A 17429-nucleotide genomic window follows, 5' to 3' on the forward strand; every position below is an offset into this window, starting at 1 on the left:
TAACTCTCCCCTTGCCACATGAATAAAGCCCTATCAAACCAAAACGATTACCGTGTTTTTGATAACATGATGGAAGGTGTACATGTATTAACTCCAGAATGGAATTATTACTATCTAAATGAAGCAGTTATAAAACAAAGTAAGCTTGATAGAGAAACTCTTGAGAGCGGGACAATGTTAGAGATTTTTAAAGGGATTGAAAATCTGCCTGTTTATAAATTTTACTATGATTGTATGCATACCAGAGTCCCTATGAGCATGATAAATGAATTTGAACACCCTGATGGCAGTATTGGTTGGTTTGAATTAAGAGTCGAACCTGTCCCAGAGGGGATACTGGTAAGATCTTATGATATTACGGAACAAAAAAAACTAGAAAAAGAATTCAGTAAACTGAATGATATATTAGAATTTGAAGTTTCTGAAAGAAATAGAGAATTATTATGGGCACTTGAAAGAGAAAAACATTTAAACAAACAAAAATCTGAGTTTGTTACCATGGCTTCTCACAACTTTAAAACACCATTAACAGCCATTTTATCAAGCTTGGCTTTGATAGAACGATACAGTAAAACCAATGAAATAGAAAACTGTATCAAACATTTTAAAAGAATAACTTCTTCTGTACATAATTTATCACATATTCTAAACAATTATTTATCTTTAGACGAACATCAAAAAGGAGTCAAAAAAAATAACCTCGAAAAGTTCTACACTCTTTCTTTTTTTAAGGAAATCATTTTACAATTAGAAGGAATTACAAAAAAAAATCAAACAGTTATTTTTAATCAAAAAAAAGACTGTTTTGTTCTTCTCAATAAAAAAATATTAAAGAATATAATTTTTACACTTATATCAAACGCTATTAAATATTCCAATAAAGATATTGTTGTAACTACATTGGTTCAGAAAAATAATTTAACTATATCTATTGAGGATAAAGGTGTTGGAATACCTGAAGAAAAACAAAAACAACTATTTATTGAATTCTATAGGAAATCTAGCACCCAGACTCTTCCATCGTCTGCTCTAGGCTTAAACATTGTAAAGCATTATGTTGATTTATTGGGTGGTAAAATTTCTTTTACAAGCGAAATAGACAAAGGTACTAAATTTACGATTGCCCTTCAGAATTGCGTTATTAACGAAAACATCGGAAAAGATGAAGATTTAATTTACGCTTAGTTTAATAATCTTTTCATTATATCTAATAGCTCTGAACACTCAAATGGTTTCAGTAAATAATCATCCGCACCTAAATCTAATCCTTTAAAAACACTCATTTTTTCAGACTTAGCTGTTAAAAATATAAAAGGTATTTTAGCAGTCTTTGGGCTCGACTTTAATTGTTTTAGTACATCATAACCATTCAATTTTGGCATCATGACATCGCATATAATCAAATCAGGACAAAATTTTTTGACAACCTCAAGGCCTTTTAAACCATCCTCAGCAATTTCAATCTGGTAACCATAAACCTCTATAAGTTCAGAAATATTTTCTCTTATTAAAAAATCATCTTCAATGATCAGGATCTTTTTCATAATCGATGAATTATACATAGCAATAGTGTAAATATACATTAAAAAGTTGTAATTAAAACTAAATCATTTGTTACAAAATATGCCAGTATACAACAACACCATTCTTAAAATTAACATTGTTTTATAACAAAACAAATATATAAAAAAACCTTTATTACTCGTAATAAGCAATAAAGGTCGTATATTTTTATAAATTCTGTAATTTTATGCCATTGAATGATATACGTTTTGAACATCGTCATCATCCTCTAGTTTTTCTAAAAGCTTTTCAACTTCAGCTTGTTGCTCTTCATTTAGTTCTGTGGTAGTGGTTGGAATTCTCTCAAAACCAGAAGACAATATTTCAATATTATTTTCTTCCAAATACTTTTGAATGTTTCCAAACTGACCAAACTCTCCATAAATTAAAATCCCATCTTCTTCTTCAAAGACTTCTTCAACCTCAAAATCTAACAATTCTAATTCTAGCTCTTCTAAATCCATAGCTACCGTTTCTGGATTTATTCTAAAATTACAAGTATGATCAAACATAAATGCTACCGAACCAGAAGTTCCTAAATTTCCATTGCATTTATTAAATGCAGCTCTAACATTGGCCACTGTTCTATTATTGTTGTCTGTAGCAGTTTCTACCAAAATGGCTATTCCATGAGGAGCATATCCTTCAAACAAAGTCTCTTTATAGTTAGCAGTATCTTTATCAGAAGCTTTTTTAATGGCTCTTTCTACATTATCTTTGGGCATGTTAGCTGCCTTAGCATTCTGAATTACTGCACGAAGTCTAGAGTTGGTATCAGGATTTGGACCTCCTTCTTTAACTGCCATTACGATGTCCTTTCCAATTCTTGTAAATGTCTTGGCCATTGCAGACCAGCGTTTCATTTTTCTCGCTTTTCTAAATTCAAATGCTCTACCCATTTTATGACTGATTTAATATTAAAATTGAAGCTGTAAAACGTATCAAACTTCAATTGTTATTTTATGATTTAGGAATGTAAAAATATTATTTTTTGACGAAGCTATAAAACCCTATAAAAAATTTATCTCACTGTAATTTACTATCACTAATTATACCTGGATAACTCCTAAATTAAAAGGAGTATCTATAGGTGCATGGTTGGCTGCTTCTATTCCCATGTCAATCCATTTTCTGGTTTCTAAAGGATCTATTACAGCATCTGTCCATAATCTGGCCGCAGCATAGTAAGGAGAGGTTTGCGCATCGTAGCTGGCTTCTATTTTAGACAAAATTTCGGCGTGTCTTTCTGGAGTAATTTCTTCTCCTTTTCTTTTAAGCGTTGCTTCTTCTATTTGTGCCAACACTTTGGCTGCCTGAGAACCTCCCATAACCGCTAGTCTTGCCGATGGCCATGCCACCATAAACCTAGGATCAAATGCTTTTCCACACATGGCATAATTTCCTGCTCCGTAAGAGTTTCCTATTACAATAGTAAATTTTGGAACCACAGAATTGGCAACAGCGTTTACCAATTTTGCCCCATCTTTTATAATTCCTCCATGCTCACTTTTACTTCCCACCATAAATCCTGTTACATCTTGCAAAAACACCAATGGAACTTTTTTCTGATTGCAATTGGCAATAAAACGAGTAGCTTTGTCAGCAGAATCGGAATAAATAACACCACCAAACTGCATTTCTCCCTTTTTACTTTTGATGACTTTTCTTTGATTCGCCACGATTCCAACCGCCCATCCTTTGATTCTTGCATAACCACAAATAATACTTTCTCCGTATCCGTTTTTGTAAGCTTCAAATTCAGAATTATCTACCAATCGCTCTATGATTTGATTCATATCGTATTGATCTGCACGAGATTTAGGTAAAATTCCATAAATCTCTTCTTGTAACTCCCTTGGCTCTGCCGCTTCTTTTTTGCTAAATCCTGCTTTTGTATATGCTCCTATTTTATCTACAATATTCTGAATTGTAGTTAAACAATCTTTATCATCTTCTGATTTGTAATCTGTAACCCCAGAAATTTCGCAATGGGTGGTAGCCCCTCCGAGGGTTTCGTTATCAATATCTTCACCAATAGCAGCTTTTACCAAGTAACTTCCTGCTAAAAAAATACTTCCCGTTTTGTTTACAATTAAAGCTTCATCACTCATAATAGGCAAATAAGCTCCTCCTGCCACACAGCTTCCCATCACAGCAGCTATTTGAGTAATTCCCATACTACTCATTTTGGCATTGTTCCTAAAAATACGGCCAAAATGTTCTTTGTCTGGAAAAACCTCATCTTGCAAAGGCAAATACACCCCTGCACTATCTACCAAATAAATAATAGGTAGCCTGTTTTCTATGGCTATTTCTTGCGCTCTTAAATTCTTTTTTGCAGTTATAGGAAACCAAGCTCCAGCTTTTACTGTTGCATCGTTTGCGACAACGATACATTGCTTTCCTTTGATGTATCCTATCTTTACTATCACTCCTCCTGATGGACATCCTCCGTGCTCTTTGTACATTCCTTCTCCTACAAAAGCTCCAATTTCTACAGAATCAGCTTGGGGATCTAACAAAAAATCGATACGTTCTCTTGCGGTCATTTTTCCTTGTGCATGGAGTTTTTCAATTCTTTTTTCTCCTCCTCCTACATGTACCTTGGCAAGTTTCTTTTTTAGTTCTGATAATAACAACTTGTTAGCGTCTTCGTTTTTATTGAAGTTGATGTCCATTTTCTCCTATTTTTTCAGGGGTCAAAAATACAAATAACCCATGGAACATAAACTATGCTTTTTTAGTTGTTTTGCTCACCTAAATAATTACCCTGTTTTTATTTACCTAGGTAATTATATTTTTATATCTTTGAGATAACTTATAAAAATAATATCATGAAAAAAGTAATTGTATTGGGGGCAAGCAACAGCAAAACGTCTATAAACAAACAACTGGCTATTTACGCAGGTTCTTTATTAGAGAATGTAGCAGTAAAAATTTTAGATTTAAATGATTACCAATTACCTATCTACGGAATGGATTTAGAAAACGAAGCGGGAATTCATCCTGAAGCTGAAAAATTTAACAACGACTTACAGGAGGCAGATGCCTACATAGTTTCGTTTGCAGAGCATAACGGCACGTATACTGTTGCATTTAAAAATGCTTATGACTGGGCTTCTAGAATAAATGCAAAAGTTTGGGGAGACAAGCCATTTTTAGCCTTGGCTACATCTCCAGGAATTAGAGGCGGTGCAAGTGTTTTACAGGCTGCAGTAGATCGTTTTCCGTTTATGGGTGCTCAACTAATAGGCTCGTTTTCTCTTCCCTCATTTTACGACAACTTTAACGAAGGAAGACTCATCAATACAGAATGGGATGAGAAATTAAGAAAAGAAATTGATGGGTTACAACAAGCATTAAATTAAAAAAATTATGGGCGATTTTTCTAAAGAAGTCAATTCATCATTTCCTTCAGAAACCATAAAAGCTCAGTTAAATATTCGGTACACAGCACAATATTTATCGAGCCTAACAGAAAATTGTTTAAAACCTTATGGTATTTCTAACGCACAATATAATATTCTAAGAATTTTAAGAGGTGCTAAAGAAGCTATTTCTATGAGTATTGTAAAAAACAGAATGATAGAAAAATCTCCTAATGCCACTCGTTTAGCAGATAAACTATGCGAAAAAGAATTGATTGAAAGAGTCCGTTGTGAAAAAGATAGACGAGCAGTGTATGTTTCTATCACCCAAAAAGGTTTACAGCTGTTAGAACAAATCAATTTTTCTGAAATAGAAAAACAAATAGGTGCTTTAAGTAATGAAGAAGCCTTGATATTGAATTCATTACTAGACAAAATCAGAAACTAAAAGTTATGAAATTAAACAGTATTTACACCGTATACAAATCTCCTTTTGTAATGATGGGGTCTATTGAGTTAAGACAACCAATTCCCTCTTTTAAAATTCCCAACGCAAATCCCTTTTTACTATTACACCACTACGGCCCGTACTTTATAAGTAAGGAAAACAATCCTTTTGATTTGGGAGCACATCCACACAGAGGTTTTGAACCCATTACTTTTTTGATACAGGGAGAACAAAAGCACCGAGATTCTTTAGGAAACATACAAACCATAAAAAGTGGTGGTGTACAATGGATTACATCTGGAAAAGGAATTTTACATGCTGAAGGCCCTACAAAAGAGTTTCTAGAAAAAAGTGGTAATTTAGAAGGAATCCAATTGTGGCTAAATTTACCCAAATCAAAAAAAATGATGCCTCCAAACTATCAGCAGGCCAATATAGAACAAATGGAATTTGTAGAAAAAAATGGAGCTAAAATTACTATTATAGCTGGTAATCAAGCTACAAAAAAAGGAGTGATTAAAACTCAGACTCCCGTAAATGCTTTTTGGGTAGATTTAGAAGCTGATGCATCTCAAAAAATTTGGATTCCGAATTCACACCAAAGCTTACTTTATGTAATTAACGGAGGTGTTTTTATAAACAAAAAAGAAACTTTAAGCTATGGCGAACAAGCTATTGCTACCTTTAAGAATGATGGAGAAGGAATTGAGATTCAAGCATTAAAAAAATCAAAATTACTTTTTCTTTCTGGCGAACCCATAGATGAACCCGTAGTAATGGAAGGTCCTTTTGTAATGAACACCAAACAAGAAATCTATGAAGCTTTTATGGATTATCAAGCTGGAAAAATGGGAAATTTGCAATAATTTAATCCGTACATAAACAATTATCAGCAGTATTTACTTAAGTTTACATTAAAAAAGATAGTGAATAAGAAGAGTATTTTTATTTTTTGCATGTTATTGATTGTAGTTGGTTTTGTATTCTATATCTCTAACCAAAAGGATAAAGCTGTAACAATAACCCCACTTACAGCCCAGCCCAGTGTCGTAGCTGCTTCAGAAACTGTCTCTTATCAATTTTCTTCTTTTTTACCAACTGCAAACCAAACAGTATACCATCACCAATACTATGCTCTAGAATATAACGAGGAGCACGAACAACCCAACTGGGTTTATTACTTGCTAACCTCAGCTGCTGTAAAAGGTACTGCCAAAAGAAAAGACGATTTTAGACAGGACCCTAGTATACATTCAAAATCTGCTACCTTAAATGACTACAAAAAAAGTGGCTATGACAGAGGCCATTTATGCCCAGCGGCAGATATGAAGCAAAATAAAACAGCTATGTCAGAAACTTTTTTTATGTCTAACATGTCTCCTCAGCTACCTAGTTTTAATCGTGGCGAGTGGAAAAGATTAGAAGCTCAAGTTAGAGAATGGGCTGTACAAGAAGATTCTCTATTGGTTGTTACGGGGCCTATTTTTAAAAACAATATAGACGTAATTGGAGATGAAAAAGTAACAGTACCTGGTTCTTACTATAAGGTTATCTATGATCTTACACCTCCTCAAAAAATGATTGGATTTGTTTTACCTCATGTAAAAAAGCCAAAGCCCTATAACACGTATCAAACTAGTGTTAACGATATAGAAGCACTTACTGGTATTGACTTTTTTTCTATTCTTAACGATTCTGCAGAAGAAGAACTTGAGTCATTACGTAACTGGGAATAATCACAGGTGCAAGCAACCTAATATTATACTACTTTAGTACCATGGTAAAGAAATAACATCCTTTACTTATCAAAACATCAAAAAAACAAACAATATAAATTTTGAACAAGCACCCACATAAACATCATGATGATGAGCTAATAACCATCAAAGAATATCACAAAGCAAACATGATGTTGTTTAACACCAAAGAACTAAAAACCACCGATACTGTTTTGTGTACTTTAACCTCTATAGACCGAATGAGTTTTTTACCCAATGGCATAGAACACCATGAGTGCAAACGTTCCGAATTAAGCGAACATTTTTTAGAAGTTGTAAAAAGAAACTTGATTTTGGCTTTTTTTGACAAAATTGAAATTGAACCTTTTGATGTTTTAGACGTACAAACTGAGATAGATTTTTTATTTGAATAACAAAAATTGATACCTATGGGAATACATGAATTTAGTAAAAATTATTTTTTAGATTTTGTTATTGATGACAACAAAAAAGAACAAATTGAATTTGAATTAGTTACAGTAGACAGAAACACCTTACAACCTACTGTAAGCTACAAAAAATTAAAAACCGAAACTCCAACAGATTGGTTTCAAGAAAAAATTGGGGAAGAAATTTTAGCAGGTAGACATCCTGAAAAATTCATCAACAGTTTTTACGAAAACACCAAACGTAAGTTAATCAATACTCATTTGATTAAATATAATATTAAAGGCTTAGATGCTATGAATGCGCAACAAAGCTTAGATTTTCTTTTTCAATAGAACCGAATCCACTGTAAAATAAAAAAATGGCCTTTAATAGAATTTCTACTAAAGGCCATTTTGTATATAGTTATTAGATAGTCTTTAAAAGTGCAGCTTCACCCCTGTTCTTAAAACCTGAGTTTCATAATAATTCTCGTAAAGAGCTGTAAAATTACTTCCGTTCACTTGCTGTTTAATTCCATATTGATTTAGAATATCAGTAAACGCGAAAAAGTATTCTGCCTTACCTTCCCAAAACTTTTTCTGAACTCCTAAGTCTAAAGAACTCCTACTAAACTGCCTTCCTTGTGCAATGTTCTTTGGAGCCATATACAAGTAACTTAATTGTACATTCCAGTTGTTTTTTAACTCTAATGTAGAATTCACCTTTGTATTCCAAGTAAACTCTTCTCTATTTTCTACAGTAAAATTCTGAACTATTGGAAATAGTACCTCCCCTGTAAATCCATCAATTGTATTCTGATATCCATTAAAGTTTACGGAAACTTTCCAATTGTCTACAACTTGCCAATCGTAAATTACTTCTAAACCTGCATTGATTCCACTACCAGTATTGGCATAACTTTTTACAATTACATTAGAATTGAATCGAGCATTCATGGCATCCACATAAATACGTGTATATGGATTATCGATATGTTTGTAATAAGCCGCTAAAAACAAGGAGCTTTTGCTCCATCTCGCTTTGTATGCAATTTCTCCCGCATTCACAAACTGAGGTCTTAAATAAGGGTTTCCAACCTTTAACAATTCATGATCGTCAGACTTAGCAAACATTCTTAACTGCGGTTCTCCAGGTCTATCAATTCGTCTGTTGTAGAATAATGAAATTTTTTGTTTGTTGGTCAGTTTATAACTGAATCTGATGTTTGGAAACAACTCAAAATACTCATAAGCATCTTCTTTTACATCAAAATAAATATTATCCTCATCAACTTTATAAGTTACATAGGTCTGCTCTGCTCTTATTCCACCTTCAATATCAAAATTTGGTTTTTCGTAAATTAAATTCGCATAAGCAGCATAAATGGTTTCTTCCCAATTGGACTCATTCCCCATATTTGGATAAATTATTGAATTCGGTTGATCATCCGTTGCTGTATAATCTACGGGTAAATCTCTATATTGAACTTTAGCTCCTGTTTCTAACAAACCACTACTAAACGGTTTAGAATAATCTACACTCCCCACATAAATATGCTCAGTTGCCAAAATATTAGTAATATCCCTACTTTGTGCAATGGCAGAACTGTCATTTATGTAATAAGTCTCATCTTCCCATCCTTTCACGTATTGCAATCTTGCTTTTAAATGATGACCTGGTTCTGTATATTGATGTTCATAATCCGCAGCAATATTAAAATAACCTGTAATCTCTTCTTCGTTCCAATTGGTATAACGATATCTTTGATTGGTATCCAAATTGATATAAGGTACCTGTGCTGTATCTGTGTGTTTTTCCCAATCGTATACTGATGAGATTTTGATTTTATTCTGTTTGTCTAATTCAAAATCTACTCCTCCTTTAAAAATGTAGTGAATTTGCTCTCTGTTTTCAGGTACTTGAGAAATGGTATTTCTCCCATCGTCATAATTACGAGTTGTAAACTCATTATTGGGTAACTTTTCCAAAAACAACACTTCTGATTGTAAAAAGAAATTCACCTTGTTTTTTTGATAGTTTAAGTCTAAACTAGGAATGTATTTAGGAGTAAAATCGTAGCTCCCTAATTGTGTTGGTAAATCCTCTTTTCTTTTGGATAGTACTCCTAATCCATAGGTAAAACCTGCAGTACCATTCAAGCCTTCTTTCTTTTCTTTTTTGTAGATGATATTGATTGCTCCTGCCATTCCACTGGCATCATACTTAGCAGATGGGTTATTGATAATCTCTATTTTTTGGATGTTACTAGCAGGAATGTTATCCAATCCTTTCTGATTTCCAAAACCTGTTAAACTAGATTGTTGACCATCAATTAAAATTAGCACCTTATCACTTCCTCTTAGCAATACTTTTCCTTCCTGATCTACAGCAATACCTGGCATTCCTTTTAAAGCATCTAAAATGGTTCCACCTCCTTGCGAAATAATATGATCTGTATCGTAAGTCTTCTTTTCCAAACCTTTACTCAACTCCGATTTATTAGCTTTGATGTTTACTGCATCTAGCTGGGCAATATCTTCTTCTAAAACTATCGTTCCAAAATTTATGTACGGACTAATTCCTCCTACAAAAACTTCTTGAATTGTTTTTTTATAACCTAAAGGTGATACAATCAATTCATAGGTTCCTGCAGCTACATCTCTAAATAAAAAAGCTCCTTCTTCGTCTGTAAACCCTTGTTTTTGTTGATTTGCATCTTTGGTTTTTAAAGTAATTGATATATAAGACAAAGATTCATTTTTGTCTGTTTTCACAACTCCTGACACCGTTGTTTTTTGCCCAAACCCTACAGAAAAGCTTAGTAATACTAGTAATTGAAAAAATAGTTTCATCTTTTGATCGTGTAATTGATAGCTACAAAAAAATATGATTATCGCTATGCTATTTTTAGTTGATTAAGTTGATTGTTTTTTGTCTTTGTATTTTTTGTGTTTCAGTTAAAACAAACTGCTTTACAAAAAAAACTTCTTTTGGTACTTCGTACTTGGACAATTCCAAAGATGAAAAGTTTAATGAGATCTCCTCCCCTTCAATGACTAATATCAATTTCTCTCCCAAAGTCTCATCTGATTTTCCAGCTACAAAAAATCGTTGAGAAATGATTTTGGAAAGTTCCCTTTCTATTTGTTCAGGATGTAATTTTACTCCTCCTGAATTGATGACATTGTCAAATCTTCCTAACCATTCAAACTCGGTCTCTGAATGAATTTTTACGATGTCGTTAGTGATTACTTTTTCATCACTTAATAGAGGGGCATTGATTACTAAACAATCTCGTTCGTCTTGGGAGATCGTAATGTCTGGTAGTAATTTATAATTACTTGTCCACTTCCCGATACGATATTTCGTATCCTCAATAGCACTCGAACTGACAAGATTTAATTTTTTAACAGCAATATGTGTAACGGTTTCTGTCATTCCATAGGTAGCAAAACATTCTGTAGAAACTTGTTGCAATTGTTCTTGTAGGCCTACAGACACCACGCCTCCACCAATAATTAACTTTTTTACCAATTGTAAATCCCACAAACTAGCTTTTACCTGCATAGGTACCATAGCACAGAAATCATAGGTTTCAAAAGAGTCTTCTAATGGATTACTAATAGGCTCTACAACATCTAGGTGCCAACCTAATTCCAATGCTCTAACCACCATCATTTTTCCTGCAATGTATTCGGTAGACAAACAACACAATGCTTTGGTCTCAGCACCCAATTCAAAAAAGGCTCCTGTCGCTTTGGCTGAATTTCGCATGTACTCCTTTTGAATAGCAATCAATTTAGGAGTACCAGTAGATCCCGAAGTTTTTACAATTAAAGTCTCTGAATCTGAAAACCACTCTTGTAAAAACCAAAACAAATCTTCTGAAACATCTTCTGAAAAAGAAATGAGTTCTAACTGAGACTCGAAATGTTCTCCATTTAACCGAAATGAAGGATGCATATTAAAATTTGACATGAAGTTCTTTTTCTAGTTCGTTTTGTTTCACAGCTAATTTCTCTAAAAATTCTTGATGTGACTTCGATCCTGCATGAAAAGGTTTGTGCAATTTTCCTTGTTGAACCGAAGCTATTCTTTTAAAATATGCTTGTGCTTTTTCAGAAATCCAAACATGAGAAAATTGCTCCCAGATATAATCAATCGCTACTTTATTCGGATGAATTAAATCGGCTTCGTAAAATCGATAATCTCTTAAATCATCTAGCATTATCTCATAACTCCCATAATAGTACACACCTTTTTCTTTTTTTACTATCGTGGCTACGGAAGAAAGTAGATGTGCTTTGCTCAGAGAGTTCTCTACCAATCCATCCTTGGTATGTCTCACCGGACTTACCGTAAAAATAATTTGAGTTAATGGATTTACTTCTTGAATTAAAGAAACAATCCTCTGTAACGAAGCTATAACCTCATCAACAGAGAGTATTTGTTTGGAAAACTCTGTTTGTGGAATTTTATGACAATTCGCTACCAGTTCCTTATTTTTTAAATACTCATATACCCAACTTGTCCCTAAGGTGATAATCACATGGGAAGTTTCTTTTAGAAAACTCAAACAACTCCCTTGTGCTTGGTGAATATTGGTTATCACCTTATCAACACTTAAAGCAGATAGATCTGAGTGATGATGCAACGAATGAAAGACTTCTCCATGCTGAACGATTTCTGCTTTTGTATATTCCTTTTTTGAAATGGTATCCGCAAGTACTTTTTCAATGGCTGTTGGACTAAACAGAACTCCAAAAGGATTAATGAGTGTATTGAATTTAAAATAATCCAATTGCTGTCCAATATTCTCAGAAAAACAAGATCCCAACAAGAGAATCTTAGACGTATGGTCTATTTGATTTTCCTGTTGGGATTTGAATTTTATTTTAGTTCGTAGTTCCATTGTTTAGTTCTTAGTTTATGGTTCATAGTTTTTGGAAAATGATTACCCCTACTGCTCCATCAACTAACAAACGACAACTACTACAAATACTCTTGTACTTTCTCTATTGCTTCAGACAATCCTGCTGGGTTCTTACCTCCTGCAGTTGCAAAGAACTTTTGTCCTCCACCACCTCCTTGGATTAACTTTCCAAGTTCGCGAACAATTTTACCAGCATCGTATCCTTTTTCTTCTACTAAGTTTTTTGCAATATAAGTAGTTAAGGTTGCTTTTCCATCGTTCTCTGCTCCTGCAAAGAAGAATAAATTTTCAACCTCACCTCCTAATTCGTGCGCTATATCCTTAATGGCTGCAGGATTCATATCTATTTGTGTTGCTAAAAAGTTGACTCCATTGATCTCTTTAATTTTAGACTTTAGATTCCCTTTTACATGTTGAGCTTTTTCTTTTAATAAAGCTTCAATTTCTTTTTTAAGACTTGTATTTTCATCTTGTAACGATGCAATAGCTTTTACAGGATCTTTTGCGTTTTTTAAAGACTGCTTTACATCTACCAAAACTTTATCTTGTTTCATAAAGTATTCTTTGGCAGCAATTCCTGTAATGGCTTCTACTCTACGCACTCCTGCAGCTACAGCACTCTCTCCCGTAATTTTAAAATGCCATATATTATTGGTATTGGCAACGTGTGTTCCTCCACACAATTCTTTAGAGTTTCCAAACTGAATCATGCGCACCATGTCTCCATACTTTTCTCCAAACAAAGCCATTGCTCCTTTATCAATTGCTTCTTGCATAGGAATTTTTCGAAACTCTTGTAGCTCTAGCTTTTCACGAATTCTTGAGTTTACAAATTCTTCTACCTCCTCAAGTTCATCTGCAGTTAACTTAGAAAAATGAGAAAAATCAAAACGCAAATAATTGGCGTTTACCAAAGAACCTTTTTGCTCTACATGAGTTCCTAAAATGGCTCTTAAAGCTTGATGCAATAAGTGTGTTGCAGAGTGATTGCAATTAGAAGACTCTCTGTTTTTTACATCGACCACTGCCTTAAAAGTATCTGTAGGGTTTACTGGCAAATGCTTGGCGATATGAATTATTAAATTGTTCTCTTTTTTGGTATCAATAATATGTGTTACGTTTCCGTTACTTGCTTCCAAAAATCCTCGGTCTCCTACCTGACCTCCTCCTTCTGGGTAAAAAGGTGTAATGTTAAATACCAACTGATACAATTCTCCATCTTTTTTTGATGTTATTTTTCGGTATCTTGTAATTTTAACTGGTGATTTTAGATAATCATACCCTATAAATTCTTCATCTGCATCTTCTTTTAAAATCACCCAGTCATCCATATCCATTTCGGCTGCTGCTCTAGAGCGATTTTTTTGTTTTTCCAAAGCTGCTTCAAATTCAGCCTCGTTTAACGAATAACCTTTTTCACTTAAAATTAATGCTGTTAAATCTATTGGAAAACCAAAGGTATCGTACAATTCAAAAGCTTTATCTCCAGAAACTTCTTCTCCTGTGGTGTTGGCTATTACTTCATCTAACAAACCTAAACCTTGACCTAAGGTACGTAAGAAAGAGGCTTCTTCTTCTTTCATTACATTTCTTACCAATTGCTTTTGCTCTACAATTTCTGGAAAATAGTCTCCCATTTGATGTGCCAATACATCCACTAGCTGGTAAATAAACGGATCTTTTTTATTTAGGAAAGTAAATCCATAACGGATTGCACGTCTTAAAATTCTACGAATTACATATCCTGCACCAGTGCTAGAGGGCAACTGTCCATCGGCAATGGCAAAAGCAACCGCACGTACGTGGTCAGAAATTACGCGAATGGCAATATCAATCTCTTCATTTTTACCGTAAGTAAAACCTGTCTTAGACTCCAGTTCATGTATTAATGGCGTAAACACATCCGTATCATAGTTAGAGGTTACCCCCTGTAGAGCCATACACAAACGTTCAAACCCCATTCCAGTATCAATATGTTTGTTGGGTAAATTTTCTAACGAACCGTCTGCTTTTCTGTTGAATTGAATAAATACTAGATTCCAAATTTCTACTACTTGTGGATGATCCATGTTTACCAATTCCTTTCCATCTACTTTAGCTTTTTCTTCTGCAGAACGAATATCAACATGAATTTCAGAACAAGGTCCACAGGGTCCTTGTGCTCCCATTTCCCAAAAGTTATCCTTTTTATTCCCTAACAAAATTCGATCTTCGGCAATGTGCTCTTTCCACATTTCGTAAGCTTCTAAATCTCTCTCCAAGCCTTCAGATTCATCTCCTTCAAAAATAGTTACATAAAGACTATTCTTGTCAATCTTATAAACTTCGGTCAATAATTCCCAAGCCCAAGCAATGGCTTCTTTTTTAAAATAATCACCAAAAGACCAGTTCCCAAGCATTTCAAACAAAGTGTGGTGGTAAGTATCAATTCCTACCTCTTCCAGATCGTTGTGTTTTCCAGAAACCCTCAAGCATTTTTGCGAATCTGTTACTCTAGAGTTCACTACTTTTTTTTGTCCTAAAAAGTACTCTTTAAAAGGCACCATTCCTGCATTTACAAACATCAAACTAGGATCATCCTTAAGCACCATAGGAGCAGAAGGCACAATTTTATGTTGTTTGGATTCAAAAAACTCTAAAAACTTTTTTCTAATATCTTGAGATTTCATATATTATAATGTAGGTTAAACAATTCTTAATGAATTATTTTTAAAACATTTTGTAATATTGCACGTTAAATAATTCAATCAATTGCTTTTTGATTTGATTGGTGACAAAAATAGTTAAATTAGTTTCATGGCGAAAGCAAAATTTTATTACGATTCCGAGACACTATCCTACCAACCCATACAAAGAGATCCTAAGAAAACACTTAGAAACACATTGTTGTATAGTTTGGCTATTTTACTGATTGGATTGATTGGTTTTGTTGCTTTTAGTGCTGTGTTAAAATCTCCTTCGGAACGAGCAACGTTAAGGGAGCTGAACAACTTGAAATTTAACTACCAACTTTTGGAAAATAAAATGGCTCAAGCCGATGCAATTTTAGAAGAAATTCAACAACGAGACAACAATATTTACCGTATTATTTTTGAAGCCAAGCCAATTTCTAACGAAGAACGAAATGCTGGTTTTGGTGGAGTTAATCGTTACAAAAGCTTAGACGGATACAAAAACAGTGAGTTGATTAAAGAAGCTACTCAAAAAATGGATATTTTGTCTAAACGTTTGGTAGTCCAATCCAAGTCTTTAGATGAAATTGTAAAACTGGCCAAAAACAAGGCCGAAATGCTAGCCTCTATACCAGCTATACAACCTGTGGCAAATAAAGATTTAAAACGCATGGCTTCTGGGTATGGAATGCGTATTCATCCAATTTATAAAACTCGTAGAATGCATTGGGGAATGGACTTTTCTGCTCCGCAAGGAACCCACATATACGCTACAGGAAACGGTGTGGTAAAAACCGCAAAAAAATCTAGAAAAGGATTTGGAAATCACATAGTCATAGATCACGGTTTTGGATACGAAACTACGTATGCACACATGAGTAAATTTAACGTACGAAAAGGACAAAAAGTAAAACGCGGAGATTTAATTGGATTTGTGGGAACTACAGGATCTTCTACAGCTCCGCATTTACACTACGAGGTAAAAAAAGGAAATCACAAATTAAACCCAGTGTATTTTTACCACAACGACTTAACTCCTGAAGAGTACGAAACCATGCTTAAATTATCTTCTCAAGAAAATCAATCTTTAGATTAAAATGCACATAGACCTGCCCAAAAAAAGATACTACAAAATAGGAGAAGTTGCCAATGCTTTTGGTGTTCCTTCTTCTATGATTCGTTATTGGGAGCAAGAGTTTGAGATGATAAAACCTAAAAAAAATAGCAAAGGGGATCGAATGTTTACCCAAGCGGACATTGAAAAACTAAAATTAGTTTACCATTTGGCCAAAGAACAAGGATATTCGTTAGAAGGAGTCCGAAAAAAGCTACGAGAACAACCGCACAAAACCAGCAAACAAGTAGCCCTTGTTAGTAGACTAGAAGCTATTAAAACAGAATTGATTAAAATTAAAAATCAATTGTAAAGACAATCTGTCATTCTAAAAAAATGGTATACTTTGTGTATCTTTATAATCAAATTAAAAAAATTAATTATGAATCCATTTTCTATTGAAACTACAACATCCAAACAAGCGGTGTTTATGAACAGAGTTTACGCTTGGATGAGCGGTGCTTTGTTAGTAACTGCGTTTGTAGCATGGTGGGCAGCAACCACACCCGCCTTTTTAAACGTCTTATTCCCTCCTGAAGGAGGAATTAACAAATTGTTGTTTTATGGTCTTATTGGGGCAGAAATTGGTCTGGTATTTTGGATTTCAGCAAGAATTCAAAAAATGACTTCAGAAAGGGCTAGTTTGCTTTTTGTAATTTATGCCATTTTAAACGGATTGACCTTATCAACTTTATTTATTGCCTATACTACAGGATCTATTGCTTCTACCTTTTTTGTAACAGCAGGTACTTTTGGAGCTATGAGCTTGTATGGATATACCACCAAGAAAGATTTAAGTAGCTGGGGAAATATCTTATTTATGGCATTGATTGGTTTGATTATTTCATCACTGGTAAATATTTTTCTACAATCTTCTACTTTTTACTGGATTGTAAACAGTATTGGAGTTTTGGTCTTTGTAGGATTAACCGCTTATGATACACAAAAAATCAAACAAATGGCAAATCAGATGAACTCCGAAGAAGAAGCAAAGAAAGGAGCCGTAATTGGTGCTTTGTCTTTATATCTTGATTTCATCAACCTGTTTATTTTCTTACTTCGTTTTTTGGGAGATAGAAGATAACCTGATGTTAACATTAGCAATTGCAAAGCCAGTGATAAAAAATCACTGGCTTTTTTTATGAGCTGAATTCTTTAAAATTCATTTCCATGTCTTCTAAGGT

General features: G+C 33.9%; 17 protein-coding genes. 10 read left to right on the top strand and 7 right to left on the bottom strand.

Going from position 1 to position 17429, the window contains the following annotated elements; genetic code table 11:
- The first annotated feature begins 18 nt into the window (after nt 1-18).
- Entirely contained in the window at nt 19-1185 is a 1167-nt protein-coding gene (locus FS85_RS16085; protein WP_050809618.1) for a PAS domain-containing sensor histidine kinase, read from the top strand.
- Here FS85_RS16085 and FS85_RS0105525 read toward each other — a convergent pair.
- The 3 genes from FS85_RS0105525 to FS85_RS0105535 form a co-directional block, all read right to left on the bottom strand.
- Entirely contained in the window at nt 1182-1544 is a 363-nt protein-coding gene (locus FS85_RS0105525) for a response regulator transcription factor (RefSeq protein WP_139062158.1), read from the bottom strand. The two genes, FS85_RS16085 and FS85_RS0105525, sit on opposite strands and share 4 nt — an antisense overlap.
- 204 nt (nt 1545-1748) lie before the next feature.
- Nucleotides 1749-2462, bottom strand: coding sequence for a YebC/PmpR family DNA-binding transcriptional regulator (locus FS85_RS0105530; protein ID WP_010135102.1), 714 nt, complete (start codon nt 2460-2462; stop codon nt 1749-1751).
- 150 nt (nt 2463-2612) lie between these two features.
- Nucleotides 2613-4241, bottom strand: a complete 1629-nt coding sequence (locus tag FS85_RS0105535; protein ID WP_010135103.1) for an acyl-CoA carboxylase subunit beta — start codon at nt 4239-4241, stop codon at nt 2613-2615.
- 156 nt (nt 4242-4397) lie between these two features.
- Here FS85_RS0105535 and FS85_RS0105540 point away from each other — a divergent pair, with 156 nt between their 5' ends.
- From FS85_RS0105540 to FS85_RS0105565, 6 genes are all read left to right on the top strand, one after another.
- Complete coding sequence (locus FS85_RS0105540; protein ID WP_010135104.1) at nt 4398-4931, top strand: NADPH-dependent FMN reductase; 534 nt, start codon at nt 4398-4400, stop codon at nt 4929-4931.
- 7 nt (nt 4932-4938) lie between these two features.
- Entirely contained in the window at nt 4939-5379 is a 441-nt protein-coding gene (locus FS85_RS0105545; RefSeq protein WP_010135105.1) for a MarR family winged helix-turn-helix transcriptional regulator, read from the top strand.
- A gap of 5 nt (nt 5380-5384) precedes the next feature.
- The gene (locus FS85_RS0105550) at nt 5385-6245 is read left to right on the top strand and encodes a pirin family protein (RefSeq protein WP_010135106.1); all 861 of its coding nucleotides are present in this window, start codon (nt 5385-5387) and stop codon (nt 6243-6245) included.
- Nucleotides 6246-6335: 90 nt separating this feature from the next.
- Nucleotides 6336-7115, top strand: coding sequence for a DNA/RNA non-specific endonuclease (locus FS85_RS0105555; RefSeq protein WP_010135108.1), 780 nt, complete (start codon nt 6336-6338; stop codon nt 7113-7115).
- Nucleotides 7116-7216: 101 nt separating this feature from the next.
- Nucleotides 7217-7531: a hypothetical protein gene (locus FS85_RS0105560; protein WP_010135109.1), complete on the top strand. Its 315-nt coding sequence runs from the start codon at nt 7217-7219 to the stop codon at nt 7529-7531.
- A gap of 15 nt (nt 7532-7546) precedes the next feature.
- Nucleotides 7547-7879 (top strand): hypothetical protein, encoded by a 333-nt coding sequence (locus FS85_RS0105565; protein WP_010135111.1) that lies wholly within the window; start codon nt 7547-7549, stop codon nt 7877-7879.
- Nucleotides 7880-7963: 84 nt separating this feature from the next.
- Here FS85_RS0105565 and FS85_RS0105570 read toward each other — a convergent pair whose 3' ends face one another.
- The 4 genes from FS85_RS0105570 to alaS all read right to left on the bottom strand — a co-directional run bounded on the left by FS85_RS0105570 (nt 7964) and on the right by alaS (nt 15128).
- Nucleotides 7964-10378, bottom strand: a complete 2415-nt coding sequence (locus FS85_RS0105570; protein WP_010135112.1) for a TonB-dependent receptor domain-containing protein — start codon at nt 10376-10378, stop codon at nt 7964-7966.
- Nucleotides 10379-10433: 55 nt separating this feature from the next.
- Nucleotides 10434-11504 (bottom strand): AMP-binding protein, encoded by a 1071-nt coding sequence (locus FS85_RS0105575; protein ID WP_010135113.1) that lies wholly within the window; start codon nt 11502-11504, stop codon nt 10434-10436.
- Nucleotides 11491-12438 (bottom strand): GSCFA domain-containing protein, encoded by a 948-nt coding sequence (locus FS85_RS0105580; RefSeq protein ID WP_010135114.1) that lies wholly within the window; start codon nt 12436-12438, stop codon nt 11491-11493. Before FS85_RS0105580 ends, FS85_RS0105575 begins: the two co-directional genes overlap by 14 nt.
- Nucleotides 12439-12518: 80 nt before the next feature.
- Nucleotides 12519-15128, bottom strand: coding sequence for an alanine--tRNA ligase (gene alaS, locus FS85_RS0105585; protein ID WP_010135115.1), 2610 nt, complete (start codon nt 15126-15128; stop codon nt 12519-12521).
- A 127-nt stretch (nt 15129-15255) separates the two neighbouring features.
- On the opposite strand from alaS, the gene FS85_RS0105590 reads away from it, so the two are divergent.
- The 3 genes from FS85_RS0105590 to FS85_RS0105600 all read left to right on the top strand — a co-directional run bounded on the left by FS85_RS0105590 (nt 15256) and on the right by FS85_RS0105600 (nt 17329).
- Entirely contained in the window at nt 15256-16227 is a 972-nt protein-coding gene (locus FS85_RS0105590) for a M23 family metallopeptidase (RefSeq protein WP_010135116.1), read from the top strand.
- A gap of 1 nt (nt 16228) precedes the next feature.
- Complete coding sequence (locus tag FS85_RS0105595; protein ID WP_010135117.1) at nt 16229-16558, top strand: MerR family transcriptional regulator; 330 nt, start codon at nt 16229-16231, stop codon at nt 16556-16558.
- Nucleotides 16559-16627: 69 nt separating this feature from the next.
- Nucleotides 16628-17329: a Bax inhibitor-1/YccA family protein gene (locus tag FS85_RS0105600; RefSeq protein WP_010135118.1), complete on the top strand. Its 702-nt coding sequence runs from the start codon at nt 16628-16630 to the stop codon at nt 17327-17329.
- Nucleotides 17330-17429 lie beyond the last annotated feature (100 nt).

This window comes from Ochrovirga pacifica (assembly GCF_000220525.1).
Lineage (GTDB): Bacteria > Bacteroidota > Bacteroidia > Flavobacteriales > Flavobacteriaceae > Ochrovirga > Ochrovirga pacifica.